Source organism: Pseudomonas cichorii (assembly GCF_003700275.1).
GTDB lineage: Bacteria > Pseudomonadota > Gammaproteobacteria > Pseudomonadales > Pseudomonadaceae > Aquipseudomonas > Aquipseudomonas cichorii_B.
On the sequence record NZ_RBRE01000059.1, the window covers coordinates 93,395 to 116,207 of the forward strand.

Here is a 22,813-nt window from a genome sequence, read left to right on the forward strand (position 1 = left end):
GTTTTCCATGGGCAGCACATTGAATAAGAATAATTTCATTAGTGTACTGTTTGTTGGCGTGATTTTTATGGCGCCGGAGTTACCGGCAACTGGATGCCGAACGTATTGAAACCCTGTTCGCTTCTTACAAACACCGTGCCGCCATGCATCAATGCTATGGCCTTGACGATCGCCAGGCCCAGCCCATGATTGGCACCGCTGTTACTGCGTGAAGCATCCACCCGATAGAAGCGTTCGAACAGCCTGGGCAAGTGTTCTGCGGCGATTTGCGCACCGGGATTGGCGATACCGACCCTCACATGCCCGTCGCCCGTTTGAATATCCACGCGAATTGCCTGACCGGGTTCGGTGTGTTGCACCGCATTGTGCAGCAGGTTGATCAGGGCGCGGCGCAGATGGGCCTTCTCGATCGGCACGCTGGCGTCACCCTGAACCTCGACTTTGACCTGGGCATCTTCGAGGATGAAGTCCAGATAATCGAGGGTGGTGGCGACTTCTTCTGCCAGTGAGGCGCAGATCAGTTCCGTGGCCTTGCTGCCCTGATCGGCGCTGGCCAGGAACAGCATGTCATTGATGATCGAGCGCAGGCGTTCCAGTTCTTCAAGGTTCGATTGCAACACCTCGAAGTAATGTTCGGCCGAGCGCCCGCGGGTCAGCGCCACCTGGGTCTGGCCAATCAGGTTGGTCAGGGGCGAGCGCAGTTCGTGGGCGACATCGGCATTGAACGACTCCAGCCGCGAATAGGCCTGTTCGACCCGTTCCAGCGTCGAGTTGAACGAGGTCACAAACTGCTCCAGTTCGGGCGGCAGCGGCGACATGCGCAGGCGTCCGGACAAATGTGGCGGCGACAGCTTGAGCGCTTCTCCGGAAAGACTGGCCAGCGGCCGCAGGCCAATACGCGCCACCCAATAGCCGAGCACCGAGGCCAGCACAATGCCGACCACCGCCAGGCTGATGAGGGCGATCAACAGCGAGTGCTGGGTATGCCAGAAGGTTTCCGTATCGATAGCGGTCATGAAGCGCAGGGCAGGGCGCTGGTCCCTGGCCGCAAACTCGCTGACCAGAACCTTGAAGGGATAAGGATGATCGGTCAGTTTCAGGTCGCGCATGCCCAGCGGGCCGGGGGCAAACCTGCGGATCTCGGCGTTCGGGTGGCCATATTCGTAGACCGGATCGTCGCTGACCACCCAGAAGCGGATGCGTTTGTCTTCTTCGCTCAGCAGGCTCAGCTTGTTCTTGATCTTGCCCCAGTGCTCGGGAGTGCCGAAGCGATTGACGGCCGATTCCAGCACGCTGTAGCGCGCATCGACCTCGGCCTTGGGCAGCAGGTCCAGACTCTTGTCGACCTGCAGGTACAAGGCCCAGCCGATCAACAGAAATACTCCGAAGGCAACCAGCGCGAACAGGCCGCTCAGGCGCAAGGCGATGGAATCAGTCCGCACTGCGGTCCTCCAGCACATAGCCCATGCCCCGAATGGTATGCAGCAGCTTGTGTTCGTGAGGGCCGTCCAGCTTGGCGCGCAGGCGTTTGATCGCGACTTCGACGACATTGGCGTCGCTGTCGAAATTGATGTCCCAGACCATCTCGGCAATCGCCGTCTTGGAGAGGATTTCGCCCTGGCGGCGGGCCAGGACACTGAGCAGCGAGAACTCCTTGGCAGTCAGTTCCATGCGCACACCACCGCGCGTGGCCTTGCGGCTGATCAGGTCGATCCACAGGTCGGCGATGCTGATCTGCACCGGCTCATGACCACCGCTGCGGCGGGTCAGTGCCTGCAGGCGCGCCACCAGTTCGAGGAAGGAAAACGGCTTGCCCAGATAATCGTCGGCACCTTCGCGCAGCCCGCGAATTCGGTCATCGACCTGTTCGCGGGCGGTCAGCATGATCACCGGCGTCTGTTTTTTCGCCCGCAGGGCACGCAACACGCCAAAGCCGTCGAGGGCCGGCAGCATCACATCGAGGATGATCACCGCGTATTCGTTTTCCAGGGCCATGTGCAGCCCTTCGACACCGTCCCGCGCCAGATCCACGGCATAGCCTTGTTCGGTCAGGCCGCGATGCAGGTAATCCGCTGTTTTCTCTTCGTCTTCGACAATCAGCACGCGCATGGGACGACTCTCACTTGTGAATGGCCAGCGTCGGCGCAGGTTCTGTCTGGCGGCGATGGAACAGCCGCTCCAGTTGCAGATAGATGACCGGCGTGGTGAACAGCGTCAGCATCTGGCTGACCAGCAAACCGCCGACCACCGCAATCCCCAGCGGCTGGCGCAGTTCGGCACCGACGCCAAAGCCGAGCATCAGCGGCAACGCACCGAGCAGGGCGGCGAGGGTGGTCATGATAATCGGACGAAAGCGCGTCAGGCAGGCTTCGTAGATCGCCTCGCGTGGCGTCATGCCTTGTTCGCGCTGGGCTTCAAGGGCGAAATCCACCAGCAGGATGCCGTTCTTCTTGACGATACCGATCAGCAGTACCACCCCGATCAGCGCCATGATCGAGAAATCCTGGCCCATCAGCCAGAGCAGCAACAGCGCGCCGATGCCCGCCGAAGGCAGGGTGGAAATGATGGTCAGCGGGTGGACGAAACTCTCGTAGAGCACGCCAAGAATGATGTACACCGCCACCAGCGCGGCGAGAATCAGCCATGGCTGGTTGGCCAGAGAGCTCTGGAACGCCTGGGCGGCGCCCTGGAAGTTGCCAATGATCGAGGCCGGCATGGCGATTTCGTTCTTGGTCTGATCCAGCATGCGCACTGCATCGCCCAGCGCCACGCCCTGGGCGAGGTTGAAGGACAGGTTGGCGGCCGGGAACATACCGTCATGGCTGATCGACAGTGGTCCCATGGTCGGCGGGCTGACTTTGGCCAGGGCCGAAAGCGGCACCATCTCGTTGGTCAGGGGCGAGCGCAGGTAGAAATAGTTCAGGCTTTCGGCCTTGCCGCGTTGTTTGACGTCCAGCTCCAGCACCACCTTGTACTGGTTGACCTCGGTCTGGAATTCACTGATCTGGCGCTGGCCGAAAGCATCGTAGAGCGCCTGATCGACGTCGGCGGTGGTCAGCCCGAAGCGCGCTGCAGCGCTGCGGTCGATGTCGATATGGGTCACGCTGCCACCCAGTTGCAAGTCGTTGGACAGGTCGCGAAACGCCGGGTTGCTGCGCAGTTTTTCGGTCAGGCGCTGGGTCCAGGTATTGAGCAGGTCGCCGTCGTTGCTCTTGAGCACGTATTGGTACTGGCTGCGGCTCGGGCCGGAACTGAGGTTGATGTCCTGCCCGGCGCGCAGGTACAGCACGACGCCGGGGATTTTGGCCAGCTTCGGACGCAGGCGGTCGATGAACTCGCTGACCGATACATCGCGCTCGGCACGGGGCTTGAGGGAAATCCAGAAGCGTCCACTGGCGATGGTCTGGTTGCTGCCGGTCACGCCCACCGAATTGGAGAAGGCCAGTACTGCTGGATCGGCGCCGACGATCTTTGCCAGCTCCTGGTGTTTCTTCACCATGTCCGGATAGGAAATATCGGCCGCCGCCTCGCTGGTGCCAAGCACGAAGGCGGTGTCCTGAATCGGGAAAAAGCCCTTGGGGATCACCACATAACCGGCCACTGCGAGAATCAGCGTCAGACCGAACACCCCAAGTGTCAGGCGCTGATGAGCCAGCGCCTTGCGCAAGCCGCGCTCATAAAGGGCCAGCAGTCGTTCGCTGAAGCCGGGTTTCTGCTGCTGGCCGTGCTTGGGCGCCCGCATGAACATGGCCGCCAGGGTTGGCGCCAGAGTCAGGGACACCACCACGGAAATCAGAATGGTCGCGGTGGCAGTCAGCGCAAACTCCTTGAACAGCCGCCCGACCACGCCGCCCATGAACAGCAGCGGAATGAAGGCTGCGACCAGTGAGAAACTGATCGACACCACGGTGAAACCTATTTCTCCCGAACCCTTGATCGCGGCCTCACGCATGCCTTGGCCGGCTTCCAGGTGGCGGTGAATGTTTTCCACCACGACGATGGCATCGTCCACCACAAAGCCGACGGCTACCACAATCGCCACCAGGGTCAGGTTATTCAGGCTGAAGCCCATGACGTACATCATCGCGAAGCTGGCAATCAGCGATACGCCCAGCACACTGCTGACGATCAGGGTCGCCGACAGTTGGCGCAGGAACAGCGCCATTACCGCGATGACCAGCAGCACGGCAATCAGCAGGGTCAACTCGACTTCGTGCAGCGAGGCGCGGATGGTCCGGGTCCGGTCGTTGAGCACCGAGACTTCCACCGAAGCCGGGAGCATTTCCTGCAGACGCGGCAGTTCGCGCTGAATGCGGTCCACGGTATCGACGATATTGGCTCCCGGCTGGCGGAAGATCACAATATTGACGCCTTGTTGATCGCCGGACCAGGTTCTCACGTAGGCGTTTTCCGAGCCATTGATGACCCGCGCCACATCCTTGAGATGCACCGGCGCGCCGTCCCGGTAGGAAACGATCAACTGCGCGTAATCCTGCGGCTCGAACAATTGATCGTTGGCCGAAATCGTGGAAATGCTGTCCTTGCCATACAGCGCGCCTTTGGCCAGGTTGAGGCTGGTCTGCTGCACGGCCTGGCGTATGTCCGCGAGGGTCAGGCCCAGGGCGGCAAGTTTTTCCGGCGCTGCCTGGATGCGGATCGCCGGGCGTTGCTGACCGCTGATGGCAACCTGTCCGACGCCTTCTATCTGGCTGAGCTGGCGCGCCAACAGGGTTTCGGTGACGTCGCTCAGTTCGGTGCCGGGCATCAGGTTCGAGCTGACACTGAGAATCAGCACCGGGCTGTCGGCCGGATTGACCTTGCGCCAGGTCGGCAGGTTCGGCAGGTCGGCGGGTAACCGGCCTGCGGCGGTATTGATCGCGGCCTGGACTTCCTGGGCAGCGGTGTCGATGCTTTTGTTGAGGGTGAATTGCAGTGTCAGGTTGGTCGAGCCCAGCGCACTGCTGGAGGTCATCTGGGTCATGCCCGGTATCGCGCTGAATTGCACTTCGAGGGGCGTGGCGACCGACGAAGCCATGGTTTCCGGGCTGGCGCCGGGGAGCTGGGCACTGACCTGGATCGTCGGAAATTCCGCTTCTGGCAGCGGTGCGACCGGCAGGCGCGGAAAGGCGATGAGCCCCAGCAGCACCAGGGCGAATGTCAGCAGCAGCGTGGCGACCGGATGATCGATGCACCAGGCCGAGATCGAGCCCTGGCCTTTCATTGTGCACTCCCTACCTTGAGCAGCGGCGGCTGTGGCTGCTCACGAACGACCTCGATCCGTGCTCCGGGCTTGAGTCGCGACTGGCCATCGCTGACCAGCACGTCACCGGCATTCGGCCCGCTGATCAGGGTCAGTTCGCTGTCCTGATACAGCACGGTGACTGGCAGCACTTCCACTTTATCTTCAGGGGTAACCCGGTAGACGTAATGCTGGTCGATGCCGCGCTGCACGACTTGCGGTGGAACCTTGAGCGCATTGTGTTCGATGCCGGTCTGGATTTTTACCGTGACCAATTGACCGGGCCAGAGTTTTTCGTCGCTGTTGCCAAACTGCGCCTTGGCGCGAATGGTGCCGGTGGTGGCCGATACCTGGTTGTCGATCAAGGCCAGCTTGCCTTCACCCAGCAGCATGCCATTGCCATCACTGCCCAGGTAAGCCTTGACCGTCGCCGGGGCGGAATTTCCGGTCAGCGCCTGCAAGGTAGGCAGCATTTGTTGCGGCAGGGAAAACTCGACCGCCACCGGGTTTATCTGGGTTACGGAAAACATCCCGGCGGCATCGTTGACGCGCAGGAAGTTGCCTTCATCCACATTGCGAATCCCGACCCGACCGCTCACCGGCGAGCGAATCTGGGTGTAGGAAAGTTGTACCTGAGCGGCATTGATCGTCGCCTGGTTACCCAGCACCGTGGCATTGAGCTGACGCACCAGCGCCTGCTGCTGATCGAAGGTCTGCCTGGAAATACCATTGTCGTCGGTAAGCTGGCGATAACGCTTGAGATCCAGCTGCGCCACATCCAGTTGCGCCTGACTCTGGGCCAGTTGCGCCCTGGCCTGTTCGAGGCTGGCGCGAATCGAGCGATCATCCAGCGTTGCCAGCAGGTCGCCAGCCTTGACCGACTGTCCTTCCTTGACCAGCAGACGAGTGAGGATGGCGTCTACCTGCGGGCGAATCACCACACTTTGCAGCGACAGCACCGAACCGATGCCGGTTATGAAACGCGGCACATCCTCTTCAATGACGCTGATCACCTTGACCGGCACGGCGCTGGGGGCACTTGTTTTCGCCGGGGCAGGGCGCGTCAGGTACCAGGTGGCAATCGCGGCCATCGCGGCAAGGGTGACCACAACAATGACGATTCTGCTCTGTTTACGCATGTGAAGGAGGCGCCGGAAGGGTCAATGGAGAAACCATGATGTCAGGCCCTCCTTATAACGGTTAAATCCGGTCAGTAGAATGACTTTTAGCTGTCAGAATTGTCAGCAAGCGTCAGGTGGCGGGCAGAGCATCAAGAAAAAACGCTTTCGGACGATATCTGTCTAGAGGTTGAACTGGACAACGCTTGAATCGTTCGGAGTTCTGTACGGAAAGTTATTGAAAAACACGTTACAGATATTTTGAATTTCATAAGAAAGATCCTACATGTCTGTGCGATTTTTCTGGCGGTTAATCCTTGCGTCGACTTAACTTGAATCTGTCAGTTGAACAAACGGAGTATTGCCATGAAGAGCGCTGCGTTGGTTTGGGAAAGTTTTCTGCGAGCTTTGCCCAGGACTCGGAAACTGGCTGCTGTAATGGCTATTCCTGTACTGGTTTTATCGGCACCGATAATGACGCAGGCTGAAGTCCTGAGGTTCCATGGGAAACTCGTCAATACTGGCTGCGATGTCGTGCAGGCCTCCGCTGTCGGGAGCGACAATGATGCCCGTTATATACAGGTTTCAGGTGTTACGGTCCGGATGAGCACCTTGCGCAATGCCTGTGGCGATCAGGCTGTGCCCTTTACTCTGCAATACCAGGCCATGTCGCTGACGTCGGCACAGACAACCTTGCAGAGCCAGGCTTCTGGGCAGACGGGGCTGCTTATAGTGACCTATCAGTAAGTCTCTTCTTCTCTGCAACCGTCATGCTTGCCAGTGTGACGGTTTTTCCGGCAGTGCCACGCTGCAACGCATTTTTATCCAAATGCAATCTTTGGTTGACTGTTTCAGTCGGTCTTTCTGTACGGTCCTTGAGTTATACGGGCTGTAGGTGGTTTTTTGTTTTTCCTACAGACACGTCCTGCACGCTGAATTGGTCTATCTCATATTTCAAAGTCATCAGCCTGACAGCGATTAAAAGGTTCGGGACCTATAGTGCTCGCCGTCCGATAGTGGGCACACACGAAATAACACAAGGAATGTCGTTGGTATGAAAAAGTTTTCTTTCACATTGGCTGTAATGAGTGTGCTGGGGTTGGGTGTTGCAAACATGGCAAATGCCGCCAACAACGGTAAGTTGATATTCAATGGAACCCTGACCAATATTTCCTGTGATGTCGCTCCAGGTACGGGTGTCAGCCCGGGCAACAATCCTGGCGAAATCAATGTCGATCTCGGGAATGTTTCGTTTTCCGATATCGGTCTTTCGAGTGAGACCAAACTTGAAACGGCCATGCCGATTCAGTTGCTGGTCAACTGCAGTGCCGGTGTCGATCAGTACAACATGGTGAAGATGCGCTTTACCGCGCGTAACGGCAGCGGCCTGGACAACAATGATCCGAAACTGCTGCGCACTACCGGTGCGGCCGACGGTGTCGGTATCGGCCTGCTCAACGCCTCCAATGTGCTGATGGATCTGAGCGGTAACGAAACCATCGACAACACCCTGGTCAAGGATGGTGTAGGCGGTGCAACGGCGGAAATCAACTTCGGCGCCGTCTATGTCCTCAATGGCACGCCGACCAACCCGGGTAATGCCGATGGTTTCATGCCTTTCGTGCTGGACTACGAGTGATGAAACGGCAGGGTGAGCCATTGCTCGCCCTGCCACATGTCGAACTCAAAGCGAATGCCTTCATGTCTTTTACCTATCTTCGCTCTGCCGCACTGCTTGCGGTGGGGTTATGGATGTCCGTCGCCGAGGCGGGCATTGTGCTCAATACCACGCGGGTCATTTATCAGGGCGGTGACAAGGAAGCCAGTTTTGGCGTGCATAACAGTGGCGGCGGGGAAATCCTTCTGCAGTCCTGGCTTGAGGCGCCGGTCACCGAGGACAAGACCGTCGCGAGGCTGCCATTTGTCGTGACCCCGACCCTTGCCCGCATGGCCGGGGGCAGCAGGCAATTGCTGCGCCTGATCTATGCCGGTTCCGGCTTGCCGAAGGACCGCGAATCGGTGCTATGGCTCAACGTGCAGGAGATTCCGCAGACGGCTGCGGAAAATACCCTGCAGATTGCGATACGTCAGCGCATCAAGGTTTTCTTTCGCCCCGAAGGCCTGAAGGCCGACCCGACTGCGGCCCCGGAAATGCTGCGCTGGCGGCTGCTGAGCAACGATGTTCTGCAGGTCGAAAATCCGGGGCCTTATCATGTCTCGATGCTCAAGCTTGCGACCCGCCAGGGCAAAAGGGAACTGGCCAGCCTCGACAGCCAAATGCTTGCACCGGGACAGAGTTTGCGTCTGTCGTTGAGCAACAGGTCCGGTAATGCGCCGGTGAACCTGAGTTTCATCAGTATCAATGACTTCGGTGGGCAAGTTCCTTATCACGCGACCTTGAAAGGTGAACAAATCACGCTGGCCAGTAAAAACCGATAGCGATACTTCTGCAAATATCAGCCTGGACGCTTTTATTGATTTCCAACCATTTGAGTCCTGACGAAAACAGCGACTCGGTAGTCGTGCGTCTGCGTGAAAGGATTCTGCTGCGCGCCAGATCTGCAAGTAGAGTGAAACAGCTAATGGAATGGCACCACCAGAACAACAAGAAAGTCATGAAGGGTTTCGGTCTGCATGATCGGGCTCGCTGGGTGAGACGCAAGGCCCGAAGATCATTGCGACGTTGTCGCCTGGCGATTGGTGTGGGGGTCGGTTTATGGATAACCGCCTTCAGCGGCGCATCGGCGGACACGCGCAACGCCCAGCCCGTCAAGTTCAATACCGCTTTCATTCAAGGCAGTGACCAGCCTCCCGATCTACAGGAGTTTCTGCGCGCCAACAGCGTATTACCCGGTACTTACCGGGTGGATGTGTATGTCAACCGGGCGCTGAGTGGTCGCCGGGATATTACCTTCAGCCGTAATAGTCATTCCGGCCTGATCGAACCCTGTCTGAGTCCGGATATGCTGCAAGGCTTCGGACTGGACCCCGCACGTCTGGTCGGGACTGACGGGCAGGCATGTTTCGATCTGACGGCCAATATCGAGTTTGCCCGCGTCGACTATCGTCCTGACGCCCTGCGCCTGGATATCAGTGTTCCCCAGGCGGTGATGGCGCGCAGCAGGCGCGGCTATGTTTCGCCGGAACTGTGGGATCAGGGCGAAACCGCAGGGTTCGTCAATTACAACTTCAATGGCGCAAGACGCCGCCAGCGAGGGTTGCAGAGCGATCAGTATTATCTGGGCCTGCGCAACGGCTTCAATATCGGTGCCTGGCGGCTGCGCAATGAGTCATCGATAGTTCATGGCGATAATCAGTCCTATCGTTTTCGCAGTAACCGTACTTTTGCGCAGCGTGATATCACGGCTCTCAAGAGCCAGTTGACGCTGGGTGAAACCTTCACCGATTCCCAGGTATTCGACAGTGTTCGTTTCAAGGGCGCGGCGATGACCTCCGACGATGGCATGCTGTCCGACAGCGAGCGCACCTATGCGCCGGTGATTCGTGGCACGGCTGAAACCAACGCCACGGTCGAGGTCCGGCAGAACGGTTTCATGCTTTACAGCGGCAACGTTTCGCCAGGGCCTTTCGAGATCTCCGACATTTACCCCAGCGGCTCCAATGGCGATCTGCTGGTAACCATCATCGAGGCCGACGGTCGGCGCCGGACCTTTACTCAGGCCTATGCCTCGCTGCCGATCATGGTACCGGTCGGCTCGTTCCGCTACAGCCTGGCCGCCGGGCAGGTGGACAGCAACGACGACCATCAGGCGTCGCCGAACTTCACCAGTGCAGCAATGATCTACGGCCTCAGTGAACGTGTCACCGGCTTTGGCGGCCTGCAACTGGCCGAGGACTACAGCGCCGCCAATATCGGTGCCGGGGTCAATACCGGGCTGGGTGCTGTCTCTTTCGATATCACCCATTCGATCAGTGAGCTGGAACAGCAGACCCGCACTGGCCAGAGCATGCGGGTGCGCTATGCCAATACCCTGGATGTGACCAACACCACGTTGGCAGTGGCCGGTTACCGCTATTCGACCGAGCAGTACCGGACCCTCAACCAGCATGTCAGTGAAACCGACCAGCGGCCGGGCCTGTTGTCCAGTGGCCGGGCCAGGGACCGGCTGGAGGCCAATATCACTCAGGTATTGCCGAGCCAGACCGGTTCCTTGAGCCTGACCGCTTCCGAGCAGCGTTACTGGAACCTGCCCGGCAAGACCCGACAGCTATACCTGTCCTACAACGCTGTCTGGCGCACCTTGAACTACAGCGTGTCGCTGGAGCGTAACCAGGAATTCGATGCCGGAGGGCGCGGAGAAACCGATAAGCGCATCGCCTTGAGCATGACCTTGCCACTGGGCGACAAGCCTGGCTCTTCGCGCCTGTCGTTGAATGCGGTACGCGATGACACGGGCGAGTACAACATGCAGGCCGGGCTCAATGGCCAGGTGCTGGATCAGCGCGATCTGTTCTATTCGGTACAGGCCGGGCATGACAGCAGTTCCGGCAGCTTCGGTGCCGGCAAGCTGAATGTCACCACAACTTTTGGCCGTTTCGAGACAGGCTACAGCCAGGGCCGCGACTACGACGCCTTGACCCTTGGCGCATCGGGTTCGCTGGTGGCCCATGCAGGCGGGATCAACCTTGGCCAGCCGCTGGGTGAAACCTTCGCGCTGGTCCAGGTGCCGGAAGTGGCGGGCGCAAAACTGAAGTCCTACAGCAATGTGCAGACTTCGGGCAATGGTTATGCGGTGCTGCCTTACGCCCAGCCCTATCGCACCAACTGGGTTTCGCTGGACACCCGGCGACTGGGCGCCGATATCGAGCTGGATAACGCTATTTCGCAGATCGTGCCGCGTCGTGGCGCAATTCCGTTGGTGAGTTTCAAGGCCTCGCAAGGTCGCCGTGTGCAGTTCGAGCTGGTACGTGCCGACGCCAGCGCGATTCCCCTGGGTGCCAGTGTCGAGGATGAGCAGGGCAGGGCGCTTGCGGTCGTCGATCCCAACAGTGAGGCGTTGGTGCTCAGCGAGAAAGACAGCGGCGTATTGCACGTGCAGTGGTCCGGGCAGAGTTGCCGTGCGCCTTTCACCCTGCCAGCCAAGGATCCTGGGCGCGCCTATGAACGGCTCAAGGTGATATGCCAATGAGTTGCCTGCGTCACGGGGTGCTTGTGTTGCTCTGCTGGGCAGCCAGCAGTGCGCAGGCCGCGGTGTCGCTGGCCGGAACCCGCTTGATCTTCGATGGCAGCTTTCGTGAGGCCAGTATCCAGGCCAGCAATCGCGGTGAGCATGAAGTGCTGATTCAGACCTGGCTGAGCGCCCCGCACGAAAGTGATGAGACGCCAAGGGATCAGCGCAGTGTTCTGCCATTTGTCGTCACTCCGCATTTCTCTCATCTGCCGGCGGGAGGAAAGCAACTGCTGCGGGTGCTGTATCAGGGCAGCGGCATGCCCATGGATCGCGAATCCTTGCTGCACCTCTATGTGCTGGAGGTGCCCAGGCGCCGGGAAGGCAATAACCAGCTCAATATCGCCGTGCGCCAGCGCATCAATGTGTTCTATCGCCCGCCCGCTTTGTCGGGCGATCCGGCTGACACCGCACTACGTCTGGGCTGGAGCCTGGTGGATGACGGCGCCGCGTTGCAGGTCAGCAATCCCACGTCGTACCACGCCACGCTGCAAACGGTGAAGCTCGATGACATCGCGCTCAGTGATTACCTGCTGCTTGAGCCGGGAGGGCGTTTTGCAATGCCTTTGCCGGCAGGTGAGCGGCGGGTCCAGCCGCAGACCTTTTCATTCAAGGCGTTGACCGACTATGGCGGTCAGCGCACCTATTGCATGCGTTTGAACGGGCGAATGCCTTTCACGCCAGACCCTATCCAACTTCAAGAAGAATGCTGAAATGTCCTGTTTTCCTGTCAACCACTGGTTGAAATATTTTGTTCTTGCAGCGGCACTGAGCCCGGCCACCGGTTTTGCTCTGGTATGCAAGACTCAGGGCTCGGGCGAGTCCGCGATCCATGGCGACCTGAGCAGCACGGTCGCGATACCGGCATCGACGCCCAATGGTGAAGTGGTGTGGCGTTCCGAACGTCTGAACGTTCAGGTCGAATGTGCCAGGGAAGGGCAGCAGTCGGTACAGGAAGAAGTCTTTATCTACCTCAATCCCGATAACCGGGTGATCGGCCAGGGCATCCGCGCAGGTCTGACCATCGATGGTGTGGATTACCTGCAAAGCAGCGGACGCATCAGCACCCGCCAGTATGTGCCGGTCTGCCACGAAGGGGATTCCAATATCGGTGCCTGTCCCAAGGTGCGTTTCTCCCTGGCCTTTTCCGTGTTCGTGCAGAAGTTCGGGCCGACGCCACCCTCGGGCGTGGCCAGCGATCTGCTGGATTATCGGATGTTCCAGCTCGACGGCGTGGAAGGGCCGGACCTGTTACAGGGGCGCAACCTGAGCTATGTCATCAACAACCTGACGGGCTTGCGTTTCATTGCCTGTGAAGCCGAGCTGCAAGTGCTGCCCGAAACCCTGGAGTTCGGTTCCCTGGGCATTCAGCGGGTCGAAGTGGGCAAGGTCTTTGCCCGTCGCCCGTTTTCCCTGCTGGCCAACCGCAGTTGTGAATCACCGTTCAGCCTCAATGCGCGTTTCAGGCCGGTGACGGGGCGCCTGTCCGGTGATGTGCTGGTGCCGGGCAATAACAATTCACTGGGTATTCGGATCGTCAGCGAGAGAAGCAATACGCCCTTGCGCTATAACGAACTGTTTCATCTGACCGACCTGCAGGGCGAGAACCAGACGGGCAGGGCCGACTTCAATGCCGAGCTGCTGTGGCAGACCACACGGCCCAAGGCCGGGCCGTTCGAGGCCGAGGTCATGGTGGATCTGTTCTACAAGTGAAGGCCGATGTCTGGTCGGGCAACCGTGCAGCGATTCAGGTATGCTGCGCGCCCGCGGGCATGTGCCCGATTATTCGGATTTTTGGTGTCACCATGACCAGCCTTGACCAAACACCTGCCCTGGAAGCCGTTACTGACCCGGCACCTGAGAAAGACAGCAAACCCGTGATTGCGCCGTTCAGCTTTCCGTTCAAGCCGTCCGAGTTTGCTCAGGCCAGGAAGGATCAAGCCTGGCACCAGAAATCGAACAAGCACTCTCATCACAAGACGCCGGGTGCCGCGCCAGCCGGAACCCGTCGCTCGATGGGCAAGCGCTGATCGATTTCAGGTGGCTTGCAGGGGTATGAACAGGTAGGAGGACGGCTCGCGAGTCGTCACTTCTGCGCCAGCCAGATGCAATGTGCTGACGACTTCCTGCCCGGCAACATGAAACTCCCAGCCCGCATCGACCACCAGCGGCTCCTGGCTGTTGGTGATCTGCTCGATGGCCGCGGCGAAAGCCTGCATGTCCGGCAGATAAGCCACAAACCCGTTGCCCTTGAGCGCTGTGGTGCGAATGCCCAGTAACTGGCAGACCGACTGTTTGGTGGCAATCTCATCCCGGTCGGCCTGGCGCGACTGTTCGATCAGCGCCAGCAACTGGGTATCGACCAGCTTGTTGCCGACAATCAGGTCCGGACCCTGCTCCCAGGATTCCGGCGGACAATCCTTGGCCTCTGGGCGCAACGGAATGTGCGGATTGATCTCCATCGGATAGATACGACACACCAGCGGCCTGCGCTCGTAGATGCGGCAGAGGTTTTCTGCGTCAAGATTCCGGCAACGACCGACGTTATAGGCGGCGAAGGTGATGGCCACATGCGCTTGTGCCGAACCGCTGCTCACCAGGGTCGAACGGCGTGTAGCGTGGGTCAGTTGTTCTGCGGGAACGCCATAGCCGTTACTCAGGAATGCCTCGATCAATACGATCACCGTACCGCCATCCGCCGCCCATTGCGCGGCCTCGATGAGGGTCAGGGGAACATGGTGATCGGTGCAGCAACTGCCGCAGCCTACGCAGGAAAACTGAGTGTTCATTGTTTCGGGAACCCGTTCAGATAAGCGCCAGGACTGACGGCAAGTTGCTGTCAGTCATGACCTGGACAGGTTGCAAAGCAAGTTGTGCGCCAGCGTCGGCTCATTTGGGGGCGATGCTGTCCCACTCGGTGACGCTGGCTTGTCGGCTTTTACGGTTGAACAGGCACAGCTCGGTGCCCTTGCGGTTGTTCATGTGCTTCTGCGGATAGCGACCTTGCAACAACAGGGCGCTGTAGCCAACCCGGTCATCGAACTGCGCGCTGTTGCCGAGCGGTTTACTGTCCTTGAGCTGGCTGGCCTTGAGACAGCTTTCCAGCATGGCCTTGTCCAGTGCCTGCCAGGCTTGCGGGGTGGCGGCGAAGCTCCGGCCGACGAAGGCTGAGAGGGCGATCAGCAGGACGATGGATGGTTTCATGAGCTGCCTCCACGGGCATCGCTTGAAGCCCGGATTATGCCAGATCACTGTGGGTCGATGGCGGAGCGCAGGATGTAGGACATATCCGATTTTTCGTACAATTCGCGTGCCGCCAGATTGTTTTCCATCACCCGCAGATCAACCCGGGCTTCGCCGCGCTGGCGCAAGTGATCGAACAGATGAGCCAGCAATGCCATGGCGATGCCCTGACGGCGGGCGCGTGGATGAACTACCAGATCCTTGATGAACGCGCTGGTCCAGCAGGTAATCACGCCGACCGCTCCCAGCTCGTCGCGGGCGACGAAGCACAGTGCGGTATCGAATTCGGGATCTTGCTCGAACGCTCTCGACCAGTCTGGATAGTTCGGCACGCTGCCGCAGCCGTCCTGATAACCCAGGGTAAGCAGGGCATGAATCCCGGGGGCTTGATCAAGTGTGAAGGGAATGAGCCCGATGTGGTCAGGCCAGTGTCGCAAGGACACCGGCTTGCCGAGATCGCGGCGCATCAGCCAGCAGTGTCGGGCCGATGCGTCGCCAGGTGATGGGCGTGTGGCGCCGGGCCGGTGGATCAGGTGTCCTCGGCCATGACGGTATGGGCCGCCTCGATCAGACATTTGGTCAACTCGGGTGACGAGAACTTGGTCAACACCGCATTGGCGCCTGCCAGCTTGGCCTTTTCGCCGTTCATCGCGCTGTCCAGAGAGGTGTGCAGCAGGATGTACAGCTTCTGGAAGTCCGGGGTTTCGCGCAGGGTGCGGGTCAGCGCGTAGCCATCCATCTCGGACATCTCGATGTCGGAAACCACGATGTTGATCTGCGCCGGGGTGCCTTGCAGTTCCAGCAGGACATCGATGGCTTCCTTGGCGCTGCGCGCCGTGTGGCATTCCAGACCAAGATTGCGCAAGGTGATGATCGACTGCTGCAGGGCGACCTGACTGTCGTCGACCACCAGAATCCGCGACTGGGACAGCGCCATGACATCTTCGGCTGGCAGCTCATTGGGCTGGACAACGATCTGTGCCGGGGCGATACCGTGAATCACTTTCTCGATATCCAGCACCTGCACCAGCACGCCATCAACCTGGGTCACGCCGGTGATGAACGAGCGGCCGCTCGAACCGAAGGGCGGCGGACGGATATCGGTGGTCAGGCAATGCACGATCTTGCTCACCGCCTGTACATGCAGACCTTGCTTGGAGCGGCTGACGTCAGTGACGATCAGGCAGCCACCATCGGGATCGGCCAACGGGCGCTCGCCAATCGCGCGGCTGAGGTCGATCACCGAAAGGGAAGCTCCGCGCAGGGTCGCGACACCTTTGACGTGCGGATGTGATTCGGGCAGGTGAGTCAGGGGCGGGCAGGGAATGATTTCACTGACCTTGAGCAGATTGATCGCCATCAGCTTGCCGCTGCGCAGCGTGAAAAGCAGCAGCGAAAGTGAATCTGCTCGGACGTTCTTGGGTGACATATAAACCTTCTGGCTATCGGTGTTCGTCGCTGCAACGCGCAAAACAACTTTCAGTTACTGGTTATCGACTTGCGACAGGCTGGCTTTAGGTTTCTGACAGGTTAGCTGGCCGCAGCGTTGAAGGCCTGGGTGTTCGGTCACACTTCTGGAAAAAGTGATTTCCAGCTCATGCAGGGTTCGTGTCGGCCGCAGGTGCCGGGGCCGCAATACTGGCAGTTTGGCTTATTTGACGTCAAACAGTTGATGGCGTCACACAGGACAAGACAATTACCGATTGTGTCTTTCAGGGGGCCATCAGCTGTGTCTTCGCATGGGCCTGCGGTAAACTGTCGCACGCCCGTGCATGACCAACCCATGGACGGCCCGGTGCGACAAAAAGACGCATCCTTCTATATATAAGGAAGAGATCTGTTTTTTGCCCGGTTTCCGCCATCGCCTGTTTCGGTGCCGGGGGAACCATCCAGCTGGCAAATGCATCCGTATGGCGGGCAAGCGCTTGAGTTGGCGGGAACGACAGATGAATATCTCCCACGTTCCGACCGCGAGTGCCTGGCACCCGCGGGTCAGTTCCCCTCGCAGGCGCCCGTGCTGGTCCGGCGCATCTGCACACCATTTCGATAAGGTATGTGAATGAGTGACAACACGTTGTACCTGAGACGCGAAAAACGGTTTCTGGTCTTGCTGGGAATTATCTGCCTGTCCTTGATCGGCGGCGCTCTGTACATGCAGATCGTGCTGGGCGAGGCGCCATGCCCGCTGTGCATCCTGCAGCGCTACGCCTTGCTGTTCATCGCCATCTTTGCCTTCATCGGCGCGGCCATGCCGGGCCGCCGCAGCATCACGGTCCTGGAAACCCTGGTGACCTTCAGCGCCCTGGGCGGGATCGCTGCCGCAGGTCACCATGTCTACACCCTGGCCTATCCGGCAGTCAGCTGCGGCATCGACACCCTGCAACCCATCGTCGACGGCCTGCCGCTGGCGTCGCTGTTCCCGCTGGTGTTTCAGGTCAGTGGTTTCTGTTCCACGCCCTATCCACCCGTCCTGGGATTGTCACTGGCTCAATGGGCTCTGATAGCATTCGTTCTGACTGCTATTCTGGTCCCTGTCGGAGTCATTCGTAATCGCCGTAGACCTTACTGACTGCAAGGGCTTTGAGCGAAAAATGCCTCGTTTCGACGAGGCATTTTTTCTGCCGCTGCAGATCAATGGTTTGCGATTGTTGCGGATTCTGATATTAACTGTTACAAAATTAGCCATAGTCAATAAAAATTTACATATCTACAATCGCCAGCACTTATCGTCTAGCCAGGCTTGGCGATCAGCAATTTTGAGGCTTGGAGCGCCCTGTGCAAGCTAAACAGGCAGCGCAATGCTGGCCTCTGAGCGCATGAAAACGGCTGCGCTGAAGGGGGTTGTCGTGCGAAAGCAGGCAATTTCCAGCGACTCAAAATAAGAATTCACAGGTAAACCCGGATGTGTCGTTGCGCAACAGAGCGTTCCGGCAGGTCCCTGTTCAATTTAAAAAAGATGCCGGCACTGGCAGGGTAAAGTGTTGGCGGTCGAAACCCACTGCACCGCGCAAGCTGCTTTTAGAGGTCGTGAGATGAGTAAAAAAAGGTACCCCAGGTTTTTTGGCTACTTGGCCCTGTTCAGCATGCTGTTGCTCAGCGGCTGTGAGGGCTTTCCTCTGCTCGATCCGAAAGGGCAGGTGGGTATCGAACAACGGAACCTGATCGTCATCGCCACGTTGCTGATGCTTATCGTGGTCATCCCGGTCATTGTCATGACCCTCGTCTTCGCCTGGAAGTATCGCGCGTCCAACAAGGCCGCCAAGTACACGCCCGACTGGTCGCACTCGACCAAGATCGAAGTCGCAGTCTGGGGCGTCCCCATGATCCTGCTGGTCTTCCTGGGGTACTTCACCTACATTTCCACTCACTCGCTGGACCCTTACCGTCCGCTTGTGTCCGACGTCAAGCCTGTGACCATCCAGGTTGTCGCGCTGGACTGGAAATGGATGTTCATCTATCCGGAACAAGGCATTGCCACGGTCAACAAGATCGTCTTCCCTGCCAATACCCCGGTCAATTTCCAGATCACATCCGACTCTGTAATGAACTCGTTCTTCATTCCGGGTCTGGGTGGCCAGGTCTACGCAATGGCCGGCATGCACACCAAACTGCATCTGATTGCCAACGAAAACCACGAGTTCAACGGTATCTCGGCCAACTACAGTGGCGCGGGCTTCACCGGCATGAAGTTCAAGGCTATCGCCACCAGCCAGGCCGATTTCGAAGCCTGGGTCAACGAAGTCAAGAGTTCACCTAAACAGCTTGGTGCTGCTGAATACACTGAACTGGCCAAACCTAGCGAACGCAATCCCGTCGAACTTTATTCCACGGTCACTCCGAACCTGTTCCAGATCATCATCGACAAGTATGAAGGTATGAATCCAGGCAAGAAGCTTGTTCCGGGTGAGAAGGAAGTTGCTGGTTCCGAAGGTGCGGAAAAGGGCAAAAATTCAGCTGCTGGGGCAGAGGAGTAAACGATGTTAGGCAAATTAAGTTGGGAAGCGGTACCGCATGACCCCATAGTCATGGTGACCCTTGCCATGATCGCTATCGGTGGTCTGGGTGTGGTCGGGGCAATCACTTACTTCAAGAAGTGGTCGTACCTTTGGACCGAGTGGCTGACGTCCGTCGACCACAAGAAAATCGGCGTGATGTACATCATCGTTGCCATGATCATGCTGCTGCGCGGTTTTGCCGACGCAATCATGATGCGTGCGCAACTGGCCATGGCCCAGAACGGTTCCGAAGGCTTCCTGCCGCCTGAACACTATGACCAGATCTTCACCGCTCACGGTGTGATCATGATCATCTTCATGGCGATGCCATTCTTCACCGGCCTGATGAACATCGTCCTGCCGCTGCAGATCGGTGCTCGTGACGTTGCCTTCCCGTTCCTGAACTCCCTGAGCTTCTGGCTTCTGGTAGCGGGCATGCTGCTGATCAACATCTCCCTGGGTGTCGGCGAGTTCGCCAAGACCGGCTGGGTTGCGTATCCGCCGTTGTCGGGTCTGCAGTACAGTCCTGGAGTGGGTGTCGATTACTATATCTGGGCACTACAGTTATCCGGGTTGGGTACGACGCTAACGGGCGTCAACTTCCTGGTTACCGTGCTGAAGATGCGTACTCCTGGCATGAAACTGATGGACATGCCGATCTTCACCTGGACCTGCACCTGGGCAAACGTCCTGATCGTGGCTTCGTTCCCGATCCTGACCGCGTGTCTGGGGCTGCTGACTCTTGACCGCTACATGGACTTCCACATCTTCACGAACGAAATGGGCGGTAACCCCATGATGTACGTGAACCTGTTCTGGGCATGGGGTCACCCTGAGGTGTACATCCTCGTCCTGCCAGCGTTCGGTGTGTTCTCCGAGGTCATTTCGACTTTCACCGGCAAGCGTCTGTTCGGCCACAAGTCGATGATCTTCGCTTCCGGCGGTATCTGTGTACTGGGCTTCGTGGTCTGGCTGCACCACTTCTTCACCATGGGTGCGGGTGCGAACGTCAACGCCTTCTTCGGTCTGGCGACGATGCTCATCGCGATTCCGACGGGTGTGAAGCTATTCAACTGGCTGTTCACCATCTACCAGGGCCGCCTGCGCTTCACCGCGCCAGTACTCTGGACCCTGGGCTTCATGGTCACCTTCTCGATCGGCGGCATGACCGGCGTTCTGCTGGCGATCCCTGGTGCCGACTTCGTGCTGCACAACAGCCTGTTCGTAATCGCTCACTTCCACAACGTCATCATCGGCGGTGCGGTATTCGGTTACATCGCCGGCTTCGCGTTCTGGTTCCCTAAAGCGTTCGGTTTCACCCTGAACGAGAAGTGGGGCAAGGCAGCGTTCTGGTTCTGGATCAGCGGTTTCTTCATTGCATTCATGCCGCTGTACGCGCTGGGCTTCCTGGGTATGACCCGTCGCCTGAACGCTACCGACATGCCTGAGTGGAACATCTACCTGGACGTTGCCCTGTTCGGTGCGTTCCTGATCGCAGCCGGTATCGCTTCGCAGCTGATCCAGTTGTTCGTCAGTATCCGTGACCGCAACAAGAACCGCGATCTGACCGGTGACCCATGGAATGGCCACACTCTGGAGTGGTCCACTTCGTCGCCACCACCGTTCTACAACTTTGCCGAGCTGCCTGAGGCAAAAGACATCGACGCATTCACCGATGCCAAGCGTGCAGGTACCGCCTACAAGGTTCCGGCTCGTTACTCGGCGATCCACATGCCCAACAACACGCCAACCGGCCTGTACATGGGGCTGCTGTTGACGGTCTTCGGCTTTGCTTTCATCTGGCACATCTGGTGGCTGGTGGGCGTAAGCCTGGTATCGACCATCGCGGTCTTCGTTGCTCACGCTGCGCGTGACGACCAGGGCTACATGGTGCCTGCTGAAGAAGTAGCGCGTATTGAAGGTGAGCATCACAAGGTCCTGGCGGCCAACGGTGCATACACTCCTGTCAAGTCCTCGCTGGAACAGGTTTAAACATGTCAAATATTGCTATCAACTCCGGAGCCCACGATCATGACCATGATCATGGGCACGACGATCACCACGACAGTGGTGGGATGACGGTCTACGGCTTCTGGCTGTACCTGATGACCGACTGTGTGCTCTTCGCTTCGTTCTTCGCGGTCTACGCCGTGATGGTCAACAGCGTTGCGGGCGGCCCGTCCGGTCAGGACATCTTCCTGCTGCCATTCGTGGCCGTGGAAACCGCTTTCCTGCTGGTCAGCTCCATCACTTATGGCTTTGCCATGCTGGCGCTGTACAAAGGCAAGAAGAGTCAGGTACTGGGCTGGCTGGCCATTACTTTCCTGTGCGGTGCTGCGTTTATCGCCATGGAAGTCTATGAGTTCCATCACCTGATCAACGAAGGCTACGGTCCTAGCCGCAGCGGCTTCCTGTCGGCGTTCTTCGCCCTGGTCGGCCTGCACGGTCTGCACGTGACCAGCGGTCTGATCTGGATGGCGATCATGATGTATCAGGTCCAGAAAAAGGGCCTGACCAACACCAACAAGACCCGCCTGAGCTGCCTGAGCCTGTTCTGGCACTTCCTGGACGTGGTCTGGATCGGTGTGTTCACCATTGTTTACCTGCTGGGGGTGCTGTAAATGGCTAATCCACATAACTCCCACGACGATGGCAGCCACGGTTCCGTGAAGGACTACCTGATCGGTTTCGTACTGTCGATCATCCTGACCGCTATCCCGTTTGCCCTGGTCATGTCCCCGGCTCTGCCAAAAGACACGACCATCTGGATTATCCTGGCGTTCGCAGTTATCCAGATCCTGGTGCACCTGCGTTACTTCCTGCACCTGGATTTCTCGAGCGGGCAACGCAACAACGTGATGGCTTTTGCCTTTACCGCGCTGGTGATCTTCTTCCTGGTCGGTCTGTCGGTGTGGATCATCTTCAGTATCCATCGCGAAATGATGGCGCATTGAGGAATACCAGATGTCTCTGAAGCACTTTATCCAAATCACCAAGCCGGGGATCATTTTCGGTAACGTGCTTTCGGTGGCAGGTGGCTTTTTTCTGGCATCCAAGGGTGATATCGATTTCGTCGTGTTCCTTGCGGCGGTAATCGGTACCTCCCTGGTCGTAGCGTCAGGTTGCGTATTCAATAACTGCATCGATCGTGATATCGACGAGCGCATGGAGCGGACACGCAACCGTGTGCTGGTGCAGGGTCTGGTTTCCATCAAGCTTGCACTGCTGTATGCCACGATTCTCGGCATCGTCGGTGTAAGCCTGTTGTACACCTATGCAAACCCTCTGGCTGCCATGTTGGTGGTGATCGGCTTTGTGATCTACGTGGGCTTCTACAGCCTGTACTTCAAGCGTAAATCCGTGCACGGCACCCTGATCGGCAGCCTGTCGGGGGCCATGCCTCCGGTGATTGGCTACTGCGCAGTAAGCAACAGCTTCGATTTCGCGGCATGGACGCTACTGGTGATGTTCAGCTTGTGGCAGATGCCGCATTCGTACGCGATTGCGATCTTCCGTTTCAATGACTATCGTGCTGCGAAAATTCCGGTCCTGCCGGTCAAGCGCGGCATTCTGGTCACCAAGCGTCATATCCTGCTCTACATCCTGGCGTTCCTCGTGGCGACCCTGATGTTGACGTTTGGCGGTTACGCCGGATTGAACTACCTCGCTGTTGCAGCGGGCATGGGCATGTACTGGTTGTACATGGCGTGGAAGGGCTACAAGGCTGCAGACGATACCGTCTGGGCCCGCAAGCTGTTCGTGTTCTCCATCTTCACCATCACTGCCCTGAGCGTGATGATGTCGGTGGACTTTCAGGTAACCAAAGAGTTGCTGGTGACTTACGCCTTCTGACTCGTACCTGAACCCGATAGAAAACCCTGTTCCGCGAGGATCAGGGTTTTTTTTCGCCTGCTCATTTGACCCCGTCTTTAGTGACCCTGTCGGCATTAAACCTGTGGATTGTGCTTTTTCAAACCTCAGGCTTGAAATGATCTGGCAGAATACGGACTTGGCCTGACTCGTCCAGGC

21 protein-coding genes are annotated in these 22,813 nt (G+C 58.3%); 13 read left to right on the forward strand and 8 right to left on the reverse strand.

Annotated features, from left to right (window positions below; genetic code table 11):
• Positions 1-65: 65 nt before the first annotated feature.
• The 4 genes from ALQ04_RS16330 to ALQ04_RS16345 are packed head-to-tail and all read right to left on the reverse strand — an operon-like array spanning position 66 to position 6,378.
• Positions 66-1,442, reverse strand: coding sequence for a heavy metal sensor histidine kinase (locus tag ALQ04_RS16330; protein ID WP_122316789.1), 1,377 nt, complete (start codon positions 1,440-1,442; stop codon positions 66-68).
• Entirely contained in the window at positions 1,432-2,109 is a 678-nt protein-coding gene (locus ALQ04_RS16335; protein WP_122316790.1) for a heavy metal response regulator transcription factor, read from the reverse strand. The genes ALQ04_RS16330 and ALQ04_RS16335 overlap by 11 nt, the downstream gene beginning before the upstream one ends.
• A gap of 10 nt (positions 2,110-2,119) precedes the next feature.
• Positions 2,120-5,221 carry a multidrug efflux RND transporter permease subunit gene (locus tag ALQ04_RS16340; RefSeq protein ID WP_122316791.1) on the reverse strand — a complete coding sequence of 1,034 codons (3,102 nt, stop codon included), beginning with the start codon at positions 5,219-5,221 and terminating at the stop codon, positions 2,120-2,122.
• Positions 5,218-6,378, reverse strand: a complete 1,161-nt coding sequence (locus ALQ04_RS16345; RefSeq protein WP_122316792.1) for an efflux RND transporter periplasmic adaptor subunit — start codon at positions 6,376-6,378, stop codon at positions 5,218-5,220. The genes ALQ04_RS16340 and ALQ04_RS16345 overlap by 4 nt, the downstream gene beginning before the upstream one ends.
• Before the next feature lie 345 nt (positions 6,379-6,723).
• Here ALQ04_RS16345 and ALQ04_RS16350 point away from each other — a divergent pair, with 345 nt between their 5' ends.
• The 7 genes from ALQ04_RS16350 to ALQ04_RS16380 all read left to right on the forward strand — a co-directional run bounded on the left by ALQ04_RS16350 (position 6,724) and on the right by ALQ04_RS16380 (position 13,576).
• The gene (locus ALQ04_RS16350; protein ID WP_122316793.1) at positions 6,724-7,104 is read left to right on the forward strand and encodes a hypothetical protein; all 381 of its coding nucleotides are present in this window, start codon (positions 6,724-6,726) and stop codon (positions 7,102-7,104) included.
• Between the two features lie 307 nt (positions 7,105-7,411).
• Entirely contained in the window at positions 7,412-7,996 is a 585-nt protein-coding gene (locus tag ALQ04_RS16355; RefSeq protein WP_122316794.1) for a fimbrial protein, read from the forward strand.
• Positions 7,997-8,058: 62 nt separating this feature from the next.
• Complete coding sequence (locus tag ALQ04_RS16360; protein ID WP_122316820.1) at positions 8,059-8,796, forward strand: molecular chaperone; 738 nt, start codon at positions 8,059-8,061, stop codon at positions 8,794-8,796.
• Between the two features lie 251 nt (positions 8,797-9,047).
• Positions 9,048-11,507 (forward strand): fimbria/pilus outer membrane usher protein, encoded by a 2,460-nt coding sequence (locus tag ALQ04_RS16365; protein ID WP_259645023.1) that lies wholly within the window; start codon positions 9,048-9,050, stop codon positions 11,505-11,507.
• Positions 11,498-12,259 (forward strand): molecular chaperone, encoded by a 762-nt coding sequence (locus ALQ04_RS16370; RefSeq protein ID WP_409077267.1) that lies wholly within the window; start codon positions 11,498-11,500, stop codon positions 12,257-12,259. The genes ALQ04_RS16365 and ALQ04_RS16370 overlap by 10 nt, the downstream gene beginning before the upstream one ends.
• 1 nt (position 12,260) lies before the next feature.
• Positions 12,261-13,259 (forward strand): fimbrial protein, encoded by a 999-nt coding sequence (locus tag ALQ04_RS16375; RefSeq protein WP_122316797.1) that lies wholly within the window; start codon positions 12,261-12,263, stop codon positions 13,257-13,259.
• A 92-nt stretch (positions 13,260-13,351) separates the two neighbouring features.
• Entirely contained in the window at positions 13,352-13,576 is a 225-nt protein-coding gene (locus ALQ04_RS16380; RefSeq protein ID WP_122316821.1) for a hypothetical protein, read from the forward strand.
• A 6-nt stretch (positions 13,577-13,582) separates the two neighbouring features.
• Here ALQ04_RS16380 and ALQ04_RS16385 read toward each other — a convergent pair whose 3' ends face one another.
• From ALQ04_RS16385 to ALQ04_RS16400, 4 genes are all read right to left on the reverse strand, one after another.
• Positions 13,583-14,335: a YkgJ family cysteine cluster protein gene (locus tag ALQ04_RS16385; protein WP_122316798.1), complete on the reverse strand. Its 753-nt coding sequence runs from the start codon at positions 14,333-14,335 to the stop codon at positions 13,583-13,585.
• Positions 14,336-14,435: 100 nt separating this feature from the next.
• Positions 14,436-14,750 (reverse strand): hypothetical protein, encoded by a 315-nt coding sequence (locus ALQ04_RS16390; protein ID WP_122316799.1) that lies wholly within the window; start codon positions 14,748-14,750, stop codon positions 14,436-14,438.
• Between the two features lie 44 nt (positions 14,751-14,794).
• On the reverse strand, positions 14,795-15,256 hold the full coding sequence (locus ALQ04_RS16395) for an N-acetyltransferase (RefSeq protein ID WP_122316800.1): 462 nt from the start codon (positions 15,254-15,256) through the stop codon (positions 14,795-14,797).
• A 62-nt stretch (positions 15,257-15,318) separates the two neighbouring features.
• Positions 15,319-16,218, reverse strand: a complete 900-nt coding sequence (locus tag ALQ04_RS16400) for a chemotaxis protein (RefSeq protein WP_122316801.1) — start codon at positions 16,216-16,218, stop codon at positions 15,319-15,321.
• A gap of 630 nt (positions 16,219-16,848) precedes the next feature.
• On the opposite strand from ALQ04_RS16400, the gene ALQ04_RS16405 reads away from it, so the two are divergent.
• The 6 genes from ALQ04_RS16405 to cyoE all read left to right on the forward strand — a co-directional run bounded on the left by ALQ04_RS16405 (position 16,849) and on the right by cyoE (position 22,636).
• A complete protein-coding gene (locus ALQ04_RS16405; RefSeq protein ID WP_122316802.1) occupies positions 16,849-17,358 on the forward strand; it encodes a disulfide bond formation protein B in 510 nt (169 codons plus the stop codon).
• 463 nt (positions 17,359-17,821) lie between these two features.
• On the forward strand, positions 17,822-18,763 hold the full coding sequence (cyoA, locus tag ALQ04_RS16410; RefSeq protein ID WP_122316803.1) for a ubiquinol oxidase subunit II: 942 nt from the start codon (positions 17,822-17,824) through the stop codon (positions 18,761-18,763).
• A gap of 3 nt (positions 18,764-18,766) precedes the next feature.
• Entirely contained in the window at positions 18,767-20,776 is a 2,010-nt protein-coding gene (gene cyoB, locus ALQ04_RS16415; RefSeq protein WP_122316804.1) for a cytochrome o ubiquinol oxidase subunit I, read from the forward strand.
• Positions 20,777-20,778: 2 nt separating this feature from the next.
• The gene (gene cyoC / locus ALQ04_RS16420) at positions 20,779-21,405 is read left to right on the forward strand and encodes a cytochrome o ubiquinol oxidase subunit III (RefSeq protein WP_122316805.1); all 627 of its coding nucleotides are present in this window, start codon (positions 20,779-20,781) and stop codon (positions 21,403-21,405) included.
• The gene (cyoD, locus tag ALQ04_RS16425) at positions 21,406-21,738 is read left to right on the forward strand and encodes a cytochrome o ubiquinol oxidase subunit IV (RefSeq protein ID WP_122316806.1); all 333 of its coding nucleotides are present in this window, start codon (positions 21,406-21,408) and stop codon (positions 21,736-21,738) included.
• Positions 21,739-21,748: 10 nt separating this feature from the next.
• Positions 21,749-22,636: a heme o synthase gene (gene cyoE / locus ALQ04_RS16430; protein ID WP_122316807.1), complete on the forward strand. Its 888-nt coding sequence runs from the start codon at positions 21,749-21,751 to the stop codon at positions 22,634-22,636.
• The last annotated feature ends 177 nt before the right edge of the window (positions 22,637-22,813 follow it).

Excerpts from the sequence above, each read along its gene's own strand:
- ALQ04_RS16385 (WP_122316798.1), bottom strand. The coding sequence starts at position 14,335 with ATGAACACTCAGTTTTCCTGCGTAGGCTGCGGCAGTTGCTGCACCGAT.
- cyoE (WP_122316807.1), top strand. The coding sequence starts at position 21,749 with ATGTCTCTGAAGCACTTTATCCAAATCACCAAGCCGGGGATCATTTTC.
- ALQ04_RS16345 (WP_122316792.1), bottom strand. The coding sequence starts at position 6,378 with ATGCGTAAACAGAGCAGAATCGTCATTGTTGTGGTCACCCTTGCCGCG.
- ALQ04_RS16370 (WP_409077267.1), top strand. The coding sequence starts at position 11,498 with ATGCCAATGAGTTGCCTGCGTCACGGGGTGCTTGTGTTGCTCTGCTGG.
- ALQ04_RS16375 (WP_122316797.1), top strand. The coding sequence starts at position 12,261 with ATGTCCTGTTTTCCTGTCAACCACTGGTTGAAATATTTTGTTCTTGCA.
- ALQ04_RS16360 (WP_122316820.1), top strand. The coding sequence starts at position 8,059 with ATGTCTTTTACCTATCTTCGCTCTGCCGCACTGCTTGCGGTGGGGTTA.
- ALQ04_RS16335 (WP_122316790.1), bottom strand. The coding sequence starts at position 2,109 with ATGCGCGTGCTGATTGTCGAAGACGAAGAGAAAACAGCGGATTACCTG.
- ALQ04_RS16355 (WP_122316794.1), top strand. The coding sequence starts at position 7,412 with ATGAAAAAGTTTTCTTTCACATTGGCTGTAATGAGTGTGCTGGGGTTG.
- ALQ04_RS16395 (WP_122316800.1), bottom strand. The coding sequence starts at position 15,256 with ATGCGCCGCGATCTCGGCAAGCCGGTGTCCTTGCGACACTGGCCTGAC.
- cyoD (WP_122316806.1), top strand. The coding sequence starts at position 21,406 with ATGGCTAATCCACATAACTCCCACGACGATGGCAGCCACGGTTCCGTG.
- cyoA (WP_122316803.1), top strand. The coding sequence starts at position 17,822 with ATGAGTAAAAAAAGGTACCCCAGGTTTTTTGGCTACTTGGCCCTGTTC.
- ALQ04_RS16390 (WP_122316799.1), bottom strand. The coding sequence starts at position 14,750 with ATGAAACCATCCATCGTCCTGCTGATCGCCCTCTCAGCCTTCGTCGGC.
- ALQ04_RS16405 (WP_122316802.1), top strand. The coding sequence starts at position 16,849 with ATGAGTGACAACACGTTGTACCTGAGACGCGAAAAACGGTTTCTGGTC.
- cyoB (WP_122316804.1), top strand. The coding sequence starts at position 18,767 with ATGTTAGGCAAATTAAGTTGGGAAGCGGTACCGCATGACCCCATAGTC.
- ALQ04_RS16400 (WP_122316801.1), bottom strand. The coding sequence starts at position 16,218 with ATGTCACCCAAGAACGTCCGAGCAGATTCACTTTCGCTGCTGCTTTTC.
- ALQ04_RS16380 (WP_122316821.1), top strand. The coding sequence starts at position 13,352 with ATGACCAGCCTTGACCAAACACCTGCCCTGGAAGCCGTTACTGACCCG.
- cyoC (WP_122316805.1), top strand. The coding sequence starts at position 20,779 with ATGTCAAATATTGCTATCAACTCCGGAGCCCACGATCATGACCATGAT.
- ALQ04_RS16340 (WP_122316791.1), bottom strand. The coding sequence starts at position 5,221 with ATGAAAGGCCAGGGCTCGATCTCGGCCTGGTGCATCGATCATCCGGTC.
- ALQ04_RS16350 (WP_122316793.1), top strand. The coding sequence starts at position 6,724 with ATGAAGAGCGCTGCGTTGGTTTGGGAAAGTTTTCTGCGAGCTTTGCCC.